Raw genomic sequence first — 15,278 nt, forward strand, 5'->3', positions numbered from 1 at the left:
GTGTGTAGGTGAGCGGGGCCGTGCACTCCCCAGTCTACGAACCCGTCGTCACGCGGCGTCGTCGGCCCGAAGAGCACTCGGAACGAGCGGCTCGTCGAGCAGCCTGCCGAACCGCGCGATGCGCTCGTCCGTGTCCTCGGCGGCGTCGAGCCAGCCGCCGAGCAGCCGGTAGCCCTCGACGTAGGTGCTGATGTACGCGCGCCACAGCGGCGACCCGAGGAACCGCAACTGCTGGCGGGCGCGCTCGGGCGTCGCGAGCGTCCAGCGCTCGAGGAAGGCCGCGACGTCGTCGGCGGAACGATGCTCGTCGTGGAGCATGAGCGCGGCGTCCTGCCGCACCCCGAGCAGCTGCGACGACGCTGCCGACAGCGCCTCGGCGGTCTCGCCGTCGAATCGCAGCCCCAGGTCCGCGTAGATCTCCTGCGCCCAGCGGCCCCAACCCGGCCCGACGATCGCGCCGAGCGCGAGATCCGCCAGCCCCTCCGCCATGAGGCACTGCGGCGTGTTGACGACGAACAACGTCTGCTCGAGCTGCCCGGCCGCCACGAGCCCGGCCTCCTTGCGGCAGTGCTCGGTGTGATGGCCCGGATACGCCTCGTGCGCGACGAGATGCGGCAGATTCGCGCGCTGCTGCTTCAGATCCGAGTTGATCGCGACGGTGGACCGGTCGTCGCCGAGGTAGTAGTTGAACCCCGACCACGGCTTGTCCCCGACGATCTCGTAGTCGACGATCTCGCCGTCCGGCAGCGGATAGCGCTCCCGCACCAGATCGCGCAGCGCCGACGAGAACGCCGCCACACAGTCGGAAAGCCGCTCGGGCGGAATCTCGTCCGCGGCGCGATGTGCGCGCACGCGCTCCGCGAGCGTCCCCGGCCCGGGCAGCACGGCGTCCATCCGCGCGTGCGCCTCGCGGTACCTGTCCTCGTCCTCGCGGGCGATCCGCACGTCGAAATACGCCTCGACCTCGTCGACGAACCCGATGTCGTCTCCCGCGAACCGCCGCGCCGACGTCTCGAGTGCCCGCAGGTGCGCGTCGAGGAATGCCGTGCGCTGCGTCGACAGGCCCGCCGACGGGAGCTCGGCGCGCAACGTGCGTGCCGACGCGGCGAGCTCGCGCGGCTGCGGCGCGGGCGCGTTCTCGACCCGGGCGCGCAACGCGGGATCGCCCGTGTAGGCGTCGACGAAGCCCTCCTCGATCCGGTCGAAAGCAAGGCCGAGCAGCAGATATTCCCGAACGAGGTCGCCGTGGTCCATGCCGTCCGACTCTAGCGCCACGCCGTCGCGACCCCGAAGAATCCGACCCGGCGACGACTCGGTCTGTGGGACCGAGCACAATCCCGTTATGCAATCGGCTGCCTGCGGGGCCACTCCGCCCTCTGCTGCGAAGCGAGTAACGGTGTCCTGCTGCGAAGCGAGTAACGGTGTCCTGCTGCGAAGCGAGTAACGGTGTCACGGACGAGTGAACCCAGCCCCTACGTGGAGTTCGACCGCAAGCAGTGGCGGACGCTGCGGCGGTCGACGCCGCTCGTGCTCACCGAGGACGAGCTGCGCGGTCTGCGCGGACTCGGCGAGCAGATCGATCTCGAAGAGGTCGCCGAGGTCTATCTGCCGCTCGCACGGCTGATCCACCTCCAGGTGGCAGCACGCCAGCGCCTGTTCGCCGCCACCGCGACCTTCCTCGGTGAGAAGCACCCCGACCGTCAGGTGCCGTTCGTCATCGGCGTCGCGGGCTCGGTCGCCGTCGGCAAGTCGACGACGGCCCGCGTGCTGCAGGCACTGCTCGCACGGTGGGAGCACCATCCCCGCGTCGACCTCGTGACGACGGACGGATTCCTCTATCCCACGCGAGAACTCGAGCGGCGCGGCATCATGCACCGCAAGGGTTTTCCCGAGAGCTACGACCGCCGCAAACTGCTGCGCTTCGTCACCGAGGTGAAGTCGGGCGCCGCCGAGGTCGCGGCGCCGGTGTACTCGCACATCAGCTACGACATCGTGCCCGGGCAGTACCACCTCGTCCGGCAACCCGACATCCTCATCGTCGAGGGCCTCAACGTGCTGCAGACCGGACCGCGCCTGATGGTCTCGGACCTGTTCGACTTCTCGATCTACGTCGACGCGCGCATCGAGGACATCGAGCACTGGTACGTCAAACGCTTCCTGACGCTGCGCGGCACCGCGTTCGCGGACCCCAACGCGCACTTCCATCATTACGCGGCGCTGTCGGATCGCGACGCCACCGCAGCCGCGCTCGACATCTGGAACAACGTCAACCGGCCGAACCTCGTCGAGAACATCCTGCCGACACGGCCCCGCGCGACCCTCGTCCTGCGCAAGGACGCCGATCACTCCGTCGGCAGGCTGCGGCTGCGCAAGCTCTGAACGGAGTTCCGTCGCCGAGACGGCAGGAGGTCAGATGCCGAAACGGCGGTGCCGCGCAGCGAAATCGCGCAACGCGCGCAGGAAGTCGACCCGCCGGAACTCGGGCCAGTACGCCTCGGTGAACCAGATCTCCGAATAGGCGCTCTGCCACAGCAGAAAGCCGGAGAGCCGCTGCTCCCCCGACGTCCGGATCACGAGATCGGGATCGGGCTGACCCGACGTGTACAGGTGGCCGTCGATGCCGTCGACGTCGACCGACTCGACGAGATCACGCCCCGTCTTCCCGGCGGCGATCCGCTCGGTGAGCAGCGCCTGCACCGCGTCCACGATCTCCTGACGGCCGCCGTAACCGACCGCGACGTTCACGTGCGTTCCGGTGCGACCCGCCGTCGACGCCGCGGCCCCCCGCAGCCGGTCCGCGATGCCTCGCGGCAGCAGATCTGGCGTACCGACGATCTTGACGCTCCAGTTCTTGCCCGGAGCCGAGATCTCCTCGACGACGTCGGTGATGATCTCGAGCAACGCGTCGAGTTCCTCGGGCGCGCGCCGGAGATTCTCCGTCGACAGCAGGTAGATCGTCGCCATCTCGATGCCCGCGGAGTCGCACCATTCGAGGAGCTCCGCGATCTTGAGGGCACCCATCCGATGGCCGTGGGCGACGTCGGTGAAGCCGTTCTCTCGTGCCCAGCGACGGTTTCCGTCGCACATGACGGCGATGTGCCGCGGGCGGGGCTTGCCGGCGAGACTCCGGATCAGCCGACGCTCGTAGAGGCGATACAGCAGCGACCGCGGGCTGGGCACAGGGTCACGATCGCACACCGGACCCACCTCCGGTGCGACGTCGCGGCCGCGATCGGTGTTGCCGATGTCGCGCAGCAGGTTGCTCACCGAGTCATCACCACGATCGACCAGCCTACGCTGTCCGATTCGCCTCTCCCTGGGTCCACGACCGTCGCTACTCGCCGGTACGCTTCGAGCCGTAACCTACGAGACCGTAGGTTCGCAGGATTTCGTGGCCTCACGGGCCGAAGGGAGAACGCATGACCGCGTTCGGACTCGACGAGCTCCCGGTCAAACCCCGCATGCGCGGCTGGATCCACGTCTGGGCGTTCGCTCTGTCGATCGTCCTCGGCATCGTGCTCGTCTCGGTCGCCGCCACGAGCGCCGGCCCGCGCGCAGGCTGGGCGACGGCCGTCTACGCGATCACGGTGTGCGGACTGTTCGGCATCAGCGCGACCTATCACCGCATCACGTGGTCGAGCGTCCGCACCCGCACACGGATGAAGCGCGCCGATCACTCGATGATCTTCGTGTTCATCGCCGGCAGTTACACGCCGTTCGCGCTCCTTGCGCTCCCCGCCACCACGGGACGCGTCCTGCTCGCCGTCGTCTGGACCGGCGCCCTCGCGGGCGTCGCACTGAAGATGCTGTGGCCCACGGCGCCCCGCTGGGTCGGCGTGCCGCTGTACCCGCTGCTCGGGTGGGCCATCGTTCCCGTCGCACCCGAACTCGTCCGGACCGTCGGCGTCGTGCCCATGCTCCTGCTCCTCGTCGGCGGCATCCTCTACAGCGTCGGCGCCGTCCTCTACGCGACCCGCTGGCCCAATCCGTGGCCGGAGACGTTCGGCCACCACGAGTTCTTCCACGCCGGAACCGTGATCGCAGCACTGTGCCACTACGTCGCCGTGTGGATGGTGGTCCTCGGCAGCACGTGAACGAACCCGCACGTGACGGCAGCGTTCACGCTCCCGCTGCCCAGAAAGTGGGCGAGTCGGGTTCGGTGTCGTAGACGGTGCCGTCGGGCATGGTCCAGCGCAGCAGCCCGTCGCCGAGTTGCTGTACGGCCATGCGGCCCTGGGTTTTCCAGCGATGGTGGCGCCGACACAGGCAGGCGAGGTTCGCTTCCTCGGTCCTGCCGCCCTCGCTGGGGTTGGCGTGGTCGAACGGGATCGTGTGGTCGATGTCGCAGCTCGATGCCGGGACGGCGCAGTGCGGGAATCGGCACACCCCGTCACGCGCCCGGATCCGGTCCGCCAAGGAACGCGGGATGCGGTACCGCAACGCTGCGATGTCCGGGGCCGCCTCAACGGGATCGACGGCGCTCACATGGATACGTTGTGTGGCCGAGTGCGCGATCGCGCCGCGCACCGTCTCGGGATCGAGCGGACCCACACCGGGCAAGAACCCGACCAGCACCGAACCGTCCGAGCCGGTACAAGCAGTGAATCCACCACCGAACGATCCGTCGCTCACGACGATCTGCACGAGCGGCCCCCGCTTCGTTGCTGCCGGAATGGCGGTCGCGCAGTCGTCGCGTCCACACCCACACGTGAGCCGCCCGCTCCCGTCCGCAAGCGCGACGAGGGCGTCCGCATGACGCTGACTCATGGATCTTTCGTCACCGGCACACACGTCGCCGATGGCCATTTCCTTCAGCCGGTTCCAGATCGTGGCCGCATCCAGTGACGGCAGCTCGCCCGAGAGGAACGCCATCCCGTCGTCGCACTGCTTGACCGAGATGTACCGCTCCTCCTTCGCGCGCGCCGACCGCTCGGCGAACCCGTCCCGGTCGTAGCGCGCCACCAACCGCCGCAGCCGCCCGCTCAAGCGTGCCGGTGGTAGCCGGTCGATCGGCCCGCGCGCGAACAAGGCCGCTTCCACGATCCGGGCCTTCTCGTCGGAGAGGTTCTGCAGCAGGTTGTGGATCGTGCGGACCTGCGCCAGATCGAGCTCGCCCACCGAGAACGCGGTGTTCGTGAGCGGCAGCCGGGTATCGAGGTCCTCGCACAGCGCGATCGCGAACCACACCCGGCCCTCGCTCATCCCCAGTGCGAGCGACACCTCGTTCGCCGCCGACTCGCCTGGAATCCCCACCGACCCGGACGCTTCCGCCGCCACCCGCGCCGCGTGGAATCCGCCGATCGCCTGGATCTGCCGATACTCCGCACACGCGAGCACGCGTTTGGACTCGACCAGTCCCGCCACGTCTACCAGCTCGTTTCCCGAGCCGCCCCCACCCGAATCGAACATAGGTACGACACTAGCCCAAGGGGCCGACACTCCACCCGCAGCAATTCACACGGTGCGGGCCGGAGCCAGCAGCGCGGCGAGTTCGTCGACGTCGCCCACGGGCCGATCGCACACGAATCCCCGGCACACGTAGGCAGCGGCCGCCCCGTCCACGAGCGGCCGATCCTGTAGCAGCACACCCGAATCCGGTTCGCCGCCGAGCACGACCGAGCCGCCGGGTGCATCACGGCGCGCGGCGTCGAGCAGGACCGTCGACCCTTCGGTGGCGACGGCGACCTGCAGCGGGCCAGTCACCGCGGCTTCCGCGACCGCGAGCCACATGCCGGCCGACCGCGACACGCGCTCGAGCAGCAGGCTCGCACGACGCAGTGCCGCCTCGACGTGCTCCCGGTATCGGCCGGCCCGTTCGGTCTCGGCGAGCGCCGACGCCGTCAGCAGCGCTTCGGCGATGCTCGACGCACCCGACGGCGTCGCCCCGTCGACGGGATCGCGCGGCCTGGTCACGAGCGATTCGGCGTCCGCACCGGTGTCGAACCACGCTCCCGGGGCGTCGGGGTCGTGGAACAGGTCGAGCGCGTTGTCGATCAGTGCATGCGCGGCCCGTTCCCATTCCGGATCGCCGTCGGCCTGCGCGAGTGCGAGCAGTCCGGTCGCGAACGCGCCATGGTCGTCGAGTACGGCCGGCGCCGCTCCCACGACGCCGCCGAGCGAGGACCGCCGCAGCCGCCCGTCCACGACATGCAGATCGAGGACGGCACGCGCACACCGTGCTGCCGCGGTCACCCACTCCGGCTCCGCGAGCGCCGCACCCGCCTCGGCGAGCGCCGTGATCGCGAGACCGTTCCACGCGGTGACGACCTTGTCGTCGCGCGCGGGCTGCGGGCGCCGCGACCGGTACTCGAACAGTGTGGAGCGCACCCGCTCCCAGCGGGCGGCGTCGTCCGGCTCGCGCAGCAGGCGCGCCACCGACGTCCCCTTCTCGAACGACCCGGGCGACCCGACGTCGAGCACCTCCGCGGCCCACGCGCCGTCGTCCTCGCCGAGCGCGTCCACCAGATCGGCGGGCGTCCACACGTAGGTGAGTCCCTCGACGCCGTCGGTGTCGGCGTCCAGCGCCGAGGCGAACGCACCGGAATCGGTGACGAGATCACGCAGCAGGAACCGAGCGATGCCCGACGCGACCCGGCGTGCCGCGGGCGATCCGGTACGGCGGGCCACGTGCGCGTACACCCGGAGCAACTGGGCGTTGTCGTAGAGCATCTTCTCGAAGTGCGGAACGACCCACCCCGCATCGACGGCGTACCGCGCGAAGCCGCCCGCGATCACGTCGTGGATGCCACCGCGCGCCATCGCGTCACAGGTGCGCGACACGAGCGCGAGCGTCGCCTCGTCACCGGTCCGTTCGTGATGGCGCAGCAATCCTTCGAGCAGCGCCGACGGCGGGAACTTCGGGGCACCACCGAAGCCGCCGTTGTCGCGGTCCTCGTCGGCAGCCGCCGCGGCGACCGCATGCGCGAGCAGGTCCGCATCGACCGGGCGCTCACCCTCGGGAACGGGTCCGGCGCTCCGCGCGAGTTCGGTGACGACGGCGGCACCCGCGGCCTGCGCGTCGTCGCGCCGCGTCCGCCACGTGTCGGCAACGGCCTGCAGCACCTGCACGAACGACGGCATCCCGCCCCGCGGCGTGTCGGGGTAGTACGTCCCGCAGTAGAAGGGGGCACCGTCCGGGGTGAGGAAGCACGTCATGGGCCAGCCGCCCTGACCCGTCGTCGCGACGGTCGCCGTCATGTACACCGAATCGATGTCGGGCCGCTCCTCGCGGTCGACCTTGATGCACACGAAGTTCTCGTTCATCACGGCGGCGGTGCGCTCGTCCTCGAACGACTCGCGCGCCATGACGTGACACCAGTGGCACGCGGCGTACCCGACCGACAGCAGGATCGGGACGTCACGCTCGTGCGCTTCGGCGAGCGCCTCCGGTCCCCACTGCTGCCAGTGAACCGGATTGTCCGCGTGCTGACGCAGATACGGAGACCGGGCATCGGCCAATCGGTTCATGGAACCAGCGTGGCACAGACAGGACGAACCGTGCGCCGACGCGGCGGCTACGGGGCCGAGGGACGTCCCGGCGCGGCGTCGCTGTGGTCGGCGTCCTCGGTGGGCACGGCGCCCTGATCGGTGCCGTCGTCGGCCGCCTGATCCGGCTCGGGTCGCTCGGGATCGAAGCTCTCGGGGAGGCGCTTGAGGCGCTTGTTCATAGACCGGACCAGGAGGACGATCGCGACGAGCAGCACGAGTGTCAGTACGAGCCCGATCGGCGAGGCCTTGCCGAACTCCGGCCCCTCCGGACTGGTCGGCGTCGACGGGAACTGCGCGAGCAGCTCCCACGCGCGGAGGTTGGCGTCAGCGTGCAACGTCGTGCCGATCACTGGGGATAGTCCTTGCTGTCGTCGATACCGTCGTGGCCGCTGCGGACGTCCGCCGCGGCGAGATCCGGGGCTGCGATGCCCGCGAACAGGTCGTTCTCGGGGAGTGTCGCCTGCACGCGCGTGCGGGCGAGCTCGAACTCCTCGGTCGGCCACACCTTCTGCTGGACGTCGACCGACACCGCGAAGAACGACCCGTTCGGGTCGATCTGCGTCGCATGCGCACGCAGTGCGTCGTCACGTACCGGGAAGTACGCGCCGCACTCGATCTGCGTCGTCACGCGCGCCATCGTGTCGCCGTGCTCGGTCTTCCACTTCTTCAGCCATTCGGCGAGCGGGAACTCCTCGCCGCGCCGGTCGTACTCCTCCTGGAACAGGAGCATGCGCTTTCGGATGAAGCCGTGGTTGTAGTAGATCTTCGCGACCTCCCACGGCTCCCCCGCGTCCGGATACCGCTCGGGGTCGGCCGCGGCCTCGAACGCCGCCATCGAGACCTCGTGGCATCGGATGTGATCGGGATGCGGGTAGCCGCCGTTCTCGTCGTACGTCGTCATGACGTGCGGCTTGAACTCGCGGATCGCGCGCACGAGCGGCTCGACGGCGACGTCGAGCGGCACGAGCGCGAAACTGTCCTCGGGCAGCGGCGGCTTGGGGTCGCCCTCGGGAAGCCCCGAGTCGACGAAGCCGAGCCACTCGTGCTCGACACCGAGGATCCGGGCCGCCTCGGCCATCTCCTCGATCCGCAGCTCGGACATGCGCTCACGGTTGCCGGGCAGATCCATCGCGGGATTGAGGATGTCGCCGCGCTCGCCGCCGGTGAGCGTCACGACGCGCACCCGGTTGCCCTCGCGGGCGTACCGAGCCATGGTCGCCGCACCCTTGCTGGACTCGTCGTCGGGATGCGCGTGCACGGCCATCAGCCGGTATCCGCTCACGTGATGGTCACCTCGGCTTCGCTGTCGGTTCGGCGGACCGCGGGGCGGTCGCCTGTCGCTCGTCCTCTATAGTCCCACTCCGAAGAACCACGTGCAGCCGCGCCCCCGTCCGAGGCTGTACCGAGGTGGTCTCCAGACCGCACGGGGGCACGGGAGTCACGCGAGATGACAAGACCTCTCCCGGAGGGCCGGTACGCCGCCTCTCGCTCCGAGCCGACCGATCACCGCAAGGCATGGATCGCGACCGCGGTCGTCGTGATCGCCGGCCTCGTCGTCGCCTTCTACGCGTATCAGCGGTTCGGCGTGAGCGAACTCGACGCCGAGGCGAAGGCCTACGAGATCATCGACGACTCCCGCATCGACGTCACCGTGAGCCTCACCCGCGCCGAACCCGATCGCGACGTCGTGTGCATCGTCCGCGCCCGCTCGAAGGACGGTTCCGAGACCGGCAGACGCGAGATGCTCATCCCCGCCACCGGCGATCCGACCGTACTCGTGACGGCACCCGTCTACACGTCACACCCGCCCGGTATGGGCGATCTGTACGGATGCAGCTACGACATCCCCGAGTACCTCGTCGCACCCCCCGCCGCCGGATAGCAGCCTGCTGACCAGCAGCGAATCCGGCTCGGTTGTCCGGACACCGTGCTAAAATGGCATCATGCACGGTTCCGCGTGGGACCGTGTATTGCTGCATTTCGGGAGCGGTTGCGCGTCGGCCGCGTCCCGAACGGCGCCCGCCGAGCGCGGACGCGCGCAGCGTCCTTGGCACGCCCGCCGCGACACAGGTGGGTGACTGCCTGTGAACACGGGACCGACGGCGAGCGTCGTCGAGGGTCCCGGCTACGAGGGAGTGATCGAGATGACCGAGACGCAGGTGACCTGGCTCACGCAGGATTCACACGACCGACTCAAGAGCGAACTCGACCAGCTCATCGCCAATCGCCCCGTCATCGCGGCGGAGATCAACGAGCGACGCGAAGAGGGCGACCTGAAGGAGAACGGCGGCTACCACGCGGCCCGCGAAGAGCAGGGCCAGCAGGAGGCGCGCATCCGCCAGCTCCAGGAACTGCTGAACAACGCGAAGGTCGGCGAGGCTCCGACGCAGTCGGGCGTCGCGCTGCCCGGTTCGGTGGTGAAGGTCTACTACGACGGCGACGAGTCGGACACCGAAACCTTCCTGATCGCGACTCGCGAAGAAGGTGCGCGCGGCGACAAGCTCGAGGTCTATTCGCCCAGCTCGCCGCTCGGTGCCGCGCTGCTCGAGGCGAAGGTCGGCGAGACCCGCGAGTACACGCTGCCCAACGGCAACACCATGAAGGTGACGCTGCTCAGCGCGGAGCCCTACCGCGACTGACCGTGCGACACCGCCGAATGCCCTGCCGACCGGCGGGGCATTCGGCGTTTTCGAGGGCATCGGCACCCGCGGCGTCGGGACTCAGAGACGCCGGGCCTTCATGCCCTCGAACAGCGCGCCGACGCGCACGACGTCGCCCGTCGTCGGAGCATGCAGCATCTGCCCCCCACCGACGTAGATGGCGACGTGTCCCGGTCCGCCGGCACCCCAGTTGCCGAACAGCAGATCGCCCGGCTTCGCCTGGTCGAGCGGGATCTCCGTCCCCACCCGCCACTGCATCTCCGACGTCCGCGGCAGCGTCACACCGCTCGCCGCGTGCACCGCGTACGACGTCAGGCCCGAGCAGTCGAATCCACCCATCGTCGGCCCGTTGATGTTGCCGCCGCCCCACACGTACGGCAGACCCAGATACCGCATCGCCGCGTCCACGACGCCGCTCGCACCGAAGCCCGTGCCCCCGTAGAAGAACGGTGCGAGCATGCGACCGAACGATTCGCCGAACGCCTGAACCCGCTTCACGAGCGCCGTCGGATCGACCGCGGGATCCGCGACCGGCCCGGGCATCGCACCGCCGAACCGGATCTGCTCGGGTGAGGTCAGATAGGCCGCCAGCGTGAGATCGAGCGAATCACCCGTGACCGCACCCTCCCGTTTCCACGCCTCGACCTGCTGATACGTGTCGCAGAGGTAGCGGCCGCTCGCGAGCGTCGAGTCGGCGACACCGAGGATGTCCGTCCTGCCGTCACCGTCGGCGTCCTCCGCGTACCGCTCCCACACGTCCGGTGGGAGCTGCGCCGGGCCCCGCTCACCCGACGGCGAGATCGGTGCCGCGACGCCGTACCGGAAGCCGCTCACGACCGACAGCAGCGACGCGACCGTCTCGGGCCCGATCTCCGCGCACACCGATCCCGCCTGCCGGATCCACGGCGCGAACACCGCGACGGCGCCGATCGGCGCGAGCGACGGACCGGGAAACGCCGCCGACACCGGCGGCACCATCGACCCGAGCGCACCGACCACCGGGGCCGTACCCGAGACCACGACGTCTCCGGAACCGGATCCGCCTGCCGTGGGCGGCGTCGGCGCGGTGTACCGGCCCGAGCCCTGCGGTGCCGGGGTCTGGGGTGCCGGGCCGGGACCGAGTTCGGGTTCCGGGACGAAGGGGATCCCTTCGAGCCCGGGACGCTGGTCGGCAGGCAGTGGGGCGTCCGGCAGCGGGATACCGGGTAGGGGTGGCGTGTCCCCCGGCGCGCCCGGCACGGGAGCGGGAATCGGCCCCGGAGGCACCGCCTGACGCGCCGCGTCCGCACCGCGAGCGACGAGATCCTCCGCATGCCTGCGCGCGTCGTCGGGCAGGGCATCGAGCGAGGCGTCGACCTGCTGCTGGATCTGTGGGGCCGCGTGTTCGACCACCGCGATCGCATCGGCGGCGGCGCGTTCGACCGGCTCCGGAAGACCCACCCCTTGCACGAGCGCCCCCGCTGCAGTCGTGATCGCGACGACGATCGCTGCTGCATCCGCTGTCATTCACACCGCCCCTGAACGCGCACGTCTGGAACCGAACCCGGACGAACAGCCGCGCGCGAGGCGTACGGCGTGCGAACCGAGTCGCACCACCGTACGACTGTGACAGCGGTCCCCGTGCCCGAATCGCGATGTCGCCCACATCCTCGCCGGTTCCCAGACTCCTCACAGATCCGGACGGCATCGTGGACTCATGACCCCGAGCGACGACGCCACCGACAAGAGGACCCCGCCGTCACGACTCCGTGCCCTTGCGCGCGGCGCGTTCGCCGCCCTCGGCGTGACGGGTGTGATCGCCGTGGCGCCCGCCGCCGCGGCAGTAGAGCCCGCCACGGTCGAACAGAGCCCCGTCGAGGTGGTACCGGGCGCCGGTGCACCGGACGCGGTGTCGTCCGGTTGGTGACCGAGCCTCGCCGGGCCGCCGCGGAATGGACCGACTGGGGTGCACACGTGCGGATCGTCGTCACCGACCCGGATCGGCTCGACGCCGCATCGAGCATGCTGCGCGGAGTCGTCGCCGCGGCGGACGCCGCGACGAATCTCGAACGTCCCGACGCCGAGGTCCACACGCTCGGGGATGAACCGCGTTCCGTCGGGCCGCTGCTCGCGCAGTTCGTCGCCGACGCAGTCCACGTCGCCGAACGCACGGCCGGCGCCGTCGCACCCCATCCCCGATGGCGCGAGATCGTCGTCGACGGCACCACCGTCCGCGCACCGAGCGATCTCGACCTCACCGCGACCGGACGGCCGAGCACCGCGGATCTCGCCGCACGCCAGATCGCGGACCTGCTCGACTGCGGCGTCCTGATCGCGATCGGCGGCCACGTGCGCGCCGTCGGTTCCGGCGGCCGTGACGGCTGGCAGGTCCTCGTGCGCGACATGCCGGGAGAACCGAGTTCGCAGATCGCGCTGCCCGCCGGCGGTGGCGTCGCGACGGCGAGCACCCTCACCCCGCTCCACGACGATCCGGCCGCCCCGCGCCCGCAGTGGCGGACCGTCTCCGTCGTCGCACCGACATGCGTCGACGCGCACGCACTGGCGACCGCCGCGCTCCGCCGGCGCGGCGGCGCGATCGACTGGCTCGCGCAGAAGGGTGCACCGGCGCGGCTCGTCGATCAGGAGATGCGGGTGATCACCCTCGCCGGATGGCCCGGTTGACGCCCAGCGATCACGCGCGCACCTCGGCGGAGTAGCCCGACTCCGCGAGTGCCGCGAGGACCTCCCCGCGATGTTCGGCGCCGCGCGTCTCGAGGCTCAGCAGCACGTCGACCTCGTCGATACCGAGACCCCGGCCGGTCCGCGAATGCACGACGTCGCGCACGCTCGCCCCCGCATCGCGCACGACCTCGAGCACCGCGACGAGCCCGCCCGGCAGGTCCGGAATCGTCACCGTCACATCGAGATAGCGGCCGCCGGCCCGCAGACCGTGGGTGACGAGATGCGTCAGCAACAGCGGATCGACATTGCCGCCCGACAGGACCGCACACACCCGCCCGCGCACGTCGAGTTCGCCGCCGGCGAGCGCGGCGACCGCTGCCGCACCGGCAGGCTCGACGACCAGCTTCGCGCGTTCCAGACACAGCACGACGGCACGCGCGAGCGAATCCTCGCCGACCGTGACGATCTCGTCGACGTACCGCGACACCGGGCCGAACGGGACCGCACCGGGACGGCCCACCGCGATACCGTCCGCGATCGTCGACATCGCGGCGAGCGGGACGGGCTCACCGGCCTCCAGCGACCGCGGCCACGCCGCGGCCTGCTCCGCCTGCACCCCGACGATGCGGACGTCCGGACGTAGCGCGGCGACGGCGCTCGCGATCCCCGCCGCGAGACCACCACCGCCCATCGGAACGACGATCGTCCCGACGTCCGGAACCTGATCGAGGATCTCGAGCCCGACCGTCGCCTGACCCGCGACGATGTCGGGATGGTCGAACGGGTGGATCAGCGTCGCGCCCGTCTCCGCCTCGAACTCCTGCGCCGCGAGGAGGGCGTCGTCGATCGTGTCGCCGACGAGCCGCACCTCCGCGCCGTACGCCTTCGTCGCGACGATCTTCGGCAGCGACGCACCCGTCGGCATGAACACCGTCGAGGCGATGCCGAGCTCGGTCGCCGCCCACGCGACACCCTGCGCGTGATTGCCTGCGCTCGCCGCGACGACGCCGCGCGTGCGCGCCTCCGCCGGAAGATTCGCGATCCGGTAATAGGCGCCGCGAGGCTTGAACGAGCCCGTGCGCTGGAGGTTCTCGCACTTGAGGACGACATCGTGCCCGCACCGCTCCGAGAGCACCCGCGACGCGATGACGGGCGTGCGCCGCATCACCGGGTCGAGCAGGGACCGGGCCGCTTCGATCGTCTCGATCGTCACCGCATTCACGCCAGACAGCCTAGGGCCGGCCGCCGCCCGCGGCTCGGCAGCGAACCGGGGACCTGCGGAAGTCGGCCTGGCTCAGCCGAGCGCCTGCTCGATGTCTCCGAGGAGATCCGCCGCGTCCTCGATGCCGACCGACAGCCGCACGAGGTCGTCGGGAACCTCGAGCACCGAGCCCGCCGTCGACGCGTGCGTCATCGCACCCGGATGCTCGATGAGCGACTCGACGCCGCCGAGCGACTCCGCGAGCGTGAAGATCTCGGTCCGCGCGCAGAAGTCGAGCGCCGCCTGACGTCCGCCCGCGAGCCGGACCGACACCATGCCGCCGAACCGCCGCATCTGCTTCGCCGCGACCGCGTGGCCGGGGTGCGATTCGAGGCCCGGGTAGATCACCGACGTCACGGCGCTGTGCCCCGTGAGCAGATCGACGACCTTCTCCGCGTTCTCGCTGTGCCGCTCCATGCGCAGCGCGAGCGTCTTGATGCCGCGCAACGTGAGGAACGCGTCGAACGGTCCCGGCACGGCACCCGCGCCGTTCTGCAGGAACGCGAACTTCGCGTCGAGTTCCTCGTCGTCGGTGACGAGCGCGCCGCCCACGACGTCCGAGTGACCACCGATGTACTTCGTGGTCGAGTGCAGCGCGATGTCGGCGCCGAGCAGCAGCGGCTGCTGCAGGTACGGGGACGCGAAGGTGTTGTCCACGACGAGCTTCGCGTTCCCCGCGTGCGCGACCTCGGCGAGCGCCTCGATGTCGCCGATGTTCAGCAGCGGGTTGGTCGGCGTCTCGACCCACACCAGCTTCGTCTCAGGACGCAGTGCCGCCCGCACTGCGTCCACGTCGTGCACGGGGACCGGCGTGTACTCGATGCCCCACTGCGTGAAGACCTTGTCGATGAGCCGGAACGTGCCGCCGTACGCGTCGTCGGGGATGACGAGATGATCGCCGGGACGCAGGACGGCGCGCAGCGCGCAGTCGGTCGCCGCCATGCCCGAACCGAACGCACGCCCGAAGGTGCCGGATTCGAGGGCAGCGAGGTTCGCTTCGAGCGGGCGGCGCGTCGGATTTCCCGTGCGCGCGTACTCGAAGCCGTCGCGCATACCGCCGACGCCGTCCTGCGCGAACGTCGAACTCGCGTAGATCGGGACGTTGACGGCGCCGGTCTGCGGATCGGGTTCGTAGCCCGCGTGGATCGCCTTCGTGGCGAAGCCGTGGGTACCGGACTCGTCGGCCTTGCTGCGCTGCTCGCTCATAC

At 70.3% G+C, this 15,278-nt stretch carries 15 protein-coding genes; 6 read left to right on the forward strand and 9 right to left on the reverse strand.

The window, feature by feature from the left end; genetic code table 11:
• Window positions 1-48: 48 nt before the first annotated feature.
• Window positions 49-1,254: a hypothetical protein gene (locus tag RR1_RS00735; protein ID WP_010839109.1), complete on the reverse strand. Its 1,206-nt coding sequence runs from the start codon at window positions 1,252-1,254 to the stop codon at window positions 49-51.
• A gap of 192 nt (window positions 1,255-1,446) precedes the next feature.
• On the opposite strand from RR1_RS00735, the gene coaA reads away from it, so the two are divergent.
• Complete coding sequence (gene coaA, locus RR1_RS00740; RefSeq protein WP_040774168.1) at window positions 1,447-2,379, forward strand: type I pantothenate kinase; 933 nt, start codon at window positions 1,447-1,449, stop codon at window positions 2,377-2,379.
• Between the two features lie 30 nt (window positions 2,380-2,409).
• On the opposite strand, the gene RR1_RS00745 is transcribed toward coaA, so the two are convergent.
• Window positions 2,410-3,180: an isoprenyl transferase gene (locus RR1_RS00745; RefSeq protein ID WP_040774230.1), complete on the reverse strand. Its 771-nt coding sequence runs from the start codon at window positions 3,178-3,180 to the stop codon at window positions 2,410-2,412.
• Window positions 3,181-3,419: 239 nt separating this feature from the next.
• On the opposite strand from RR1_RS00745, the gene trhA reads away from it, so the two are divergent.
• A complete protein-coding gene (gene trhA, locus RR1_RS00750) occupies window positions 3,420-4,094 on the forward strand; it encodes a PAQR family membrane homeostasis protein TrhA (RefSeq protein WP_010839106.1) in 675 nt (224 codons plus the stop codon).
• Window positions 4,095-4,119: 25 nt separating this feature from the next.
• Here trhA and RR1_RS00755 read toward each other — a convergent pair whose 3' ends face one another.
• Genes RR1_RS00755 through mca form a run of 4 tightly spaced genes read right to left on the reverse strand, consistent with a single transcriptional unit; the run spans window position 4,120 to window position 8,770 of the window.
• Window positions 4,120-5,409, reverse strand: coding sequence for an HNH endonuclease signature motif containing protein (locus tag RR1_RS00755; RefSeq protein ID WP_010839105.1), 1,290 nt, complete (start codon window positions 5,407-5,409; stop codon window positions 4,120-4,122).
• A 45-nt stretch (window positions 5,410-5,454) separates the two neighbouring features.
• Window positions 5,455-7,467 (reverse strand): thioredoxin domain-containing protein, encoded by a 2,013-nt coding sequence (locus tag RR1_RS00760; RefSeq protein WP_010839104.1) that lies wholly within the window; start codon window positions 7,465-7,467, stop codon window positions 5,455-5,457.
• Window positions 7,468-7,514: 47 nt separating this feature from the next.
• A complete protein-coding gene (locus RR1_RS00765; protein ID WP_010839103.1) occupies window positions 7,515-7,838 on the reverse strand; it encodes a hypothetical protein in 324 nt (107 codons plus the stop codon).
• The gene (gene mca / locus RR1_RS00770) at window positions 7,835-8,770 is read right to left on the reverse strand and encodes a mycothiol conjugate amidase Mca (RefSeq protein ID WP_010839102.1); all 936 of its coding nucleotides are present in this window, start codon (window positions 8,768-8,770) and stop codon (window positions 7,835-7,837) included. Before mca ends, RR1_RS00765 begins: the two co-directional genes overlap by 4 nt.
• Window positions 8,771-8,935: 165 nt before the next feature.
• On the opposite strand from mca, the gene RR1_RS00775 reads away from it, so the two are divergent.
• Both RR1_RS00775 and greA read left to right on the forward strand, forming a co-directional pair.
• Entirely contained in the window at window positions 8,936-9,370 is a 435-nt protein-coding gene (locus tag RR1_RS00775; protein WP_010839101.1) for a DUF4307 domain-containing protein, read from the forward strand.
• Between the two features lie 262 nt (window positions 9,371-9,632).
• Entirely contained in the window at window positions 9,633-10,127 is a 495-nt protein-coding gene (gene greA, locus RR1_RS00780; protein WP_040774222.1) for a transcription elongation factor GreA, read from the forward strand.
• Window positions 10,128-10,208: 81 nt separating this feature from the next.
• Here the strand turns inward: greA and RR1_RS00785 are convergent, their stop codons facing one another.
• Window positions 10,209-11,654: an NlpC/P60 family protein gene (locus tag RR1_RS00785; protein ID WP_010839099.1), complete on the reverse strand. Its 1,446-nt coding sequence runs from the start codon at window positions 11,652-11,654 to the stop codon at window positions 10,209-10,211.
• 190 nt (window positions 11,655-11,844) lie between these two features.
• Between RR1_RS00785 and RR1_RS00790 the strand changes: the two genes are divergently transcribed.
• Window positions 11,845-12,054 (forward strand): hypothetical protein, encoded by a 210-nt coding sequence (locus tag RR1_RS00790; RefSeq protein WP_010839098.1) that lies wholly within the window; start codon window positions 11,845-11,847, stop codon window positions 12,052-12,054.
• Window positions 12,051-12,809: an FAD:protein FMN transferase gene (locus RR1_RS00795; protein ID WP_010839097.1), complete on the forward strand. Its 759-nt coding sequence runs from the start codon at window positions 12,051-12,053 to the stop codon at window positions 12,807-12,809. The genes RR1_RS00790 and RR1_RS00795 overlap by 4 nt, the downstream gene beginning before the upstream one ends.
• 10 nt (window positions 12,810-12,819) lie before the next feature.
• Here the strand turns inward: RR1_RS00795 and ilvA are convergent, their stop codons facing one another.
• The gene (gene ilvA / locus RR1_RS00800; protein ID WP_218017472.1) at window positions 12,820-13,974 is read right to left on the reverse strand and encodes a threonine ammonia-lyase; all 1,155 of its coding nucleotides are present in this window, start codon (window positions 13,972-13,974) and stop codon (window positions 12,820-12,822) included.
• A 129-nt stretch (window positions 13,975-14,103) separates the two neighbouring features.
• Window positions 14,104-15,276, reverse strand: a complete 1,173-nt coding sequence (locus RR1_RS00805; protein WP_010839095.1) for a cystathionine gamma-synthase — start codon at window positions 15,274-15,276, stop codon at window positions 14,104-14,106.
• Window positions 15,277-15,278: the final 2 nt, after the last annotated feature.

Source organism: Rhodococcus rhodnii NBRC 100604, assembly GCF_001894925.1.
Classification (GTDB): Bacteria; Actinomycetota; Actinomycetes; order Mycobacteriales; family Mycobacteriaceae; genus Rhodococcus_F; species Rhodococcus_F rhodnii.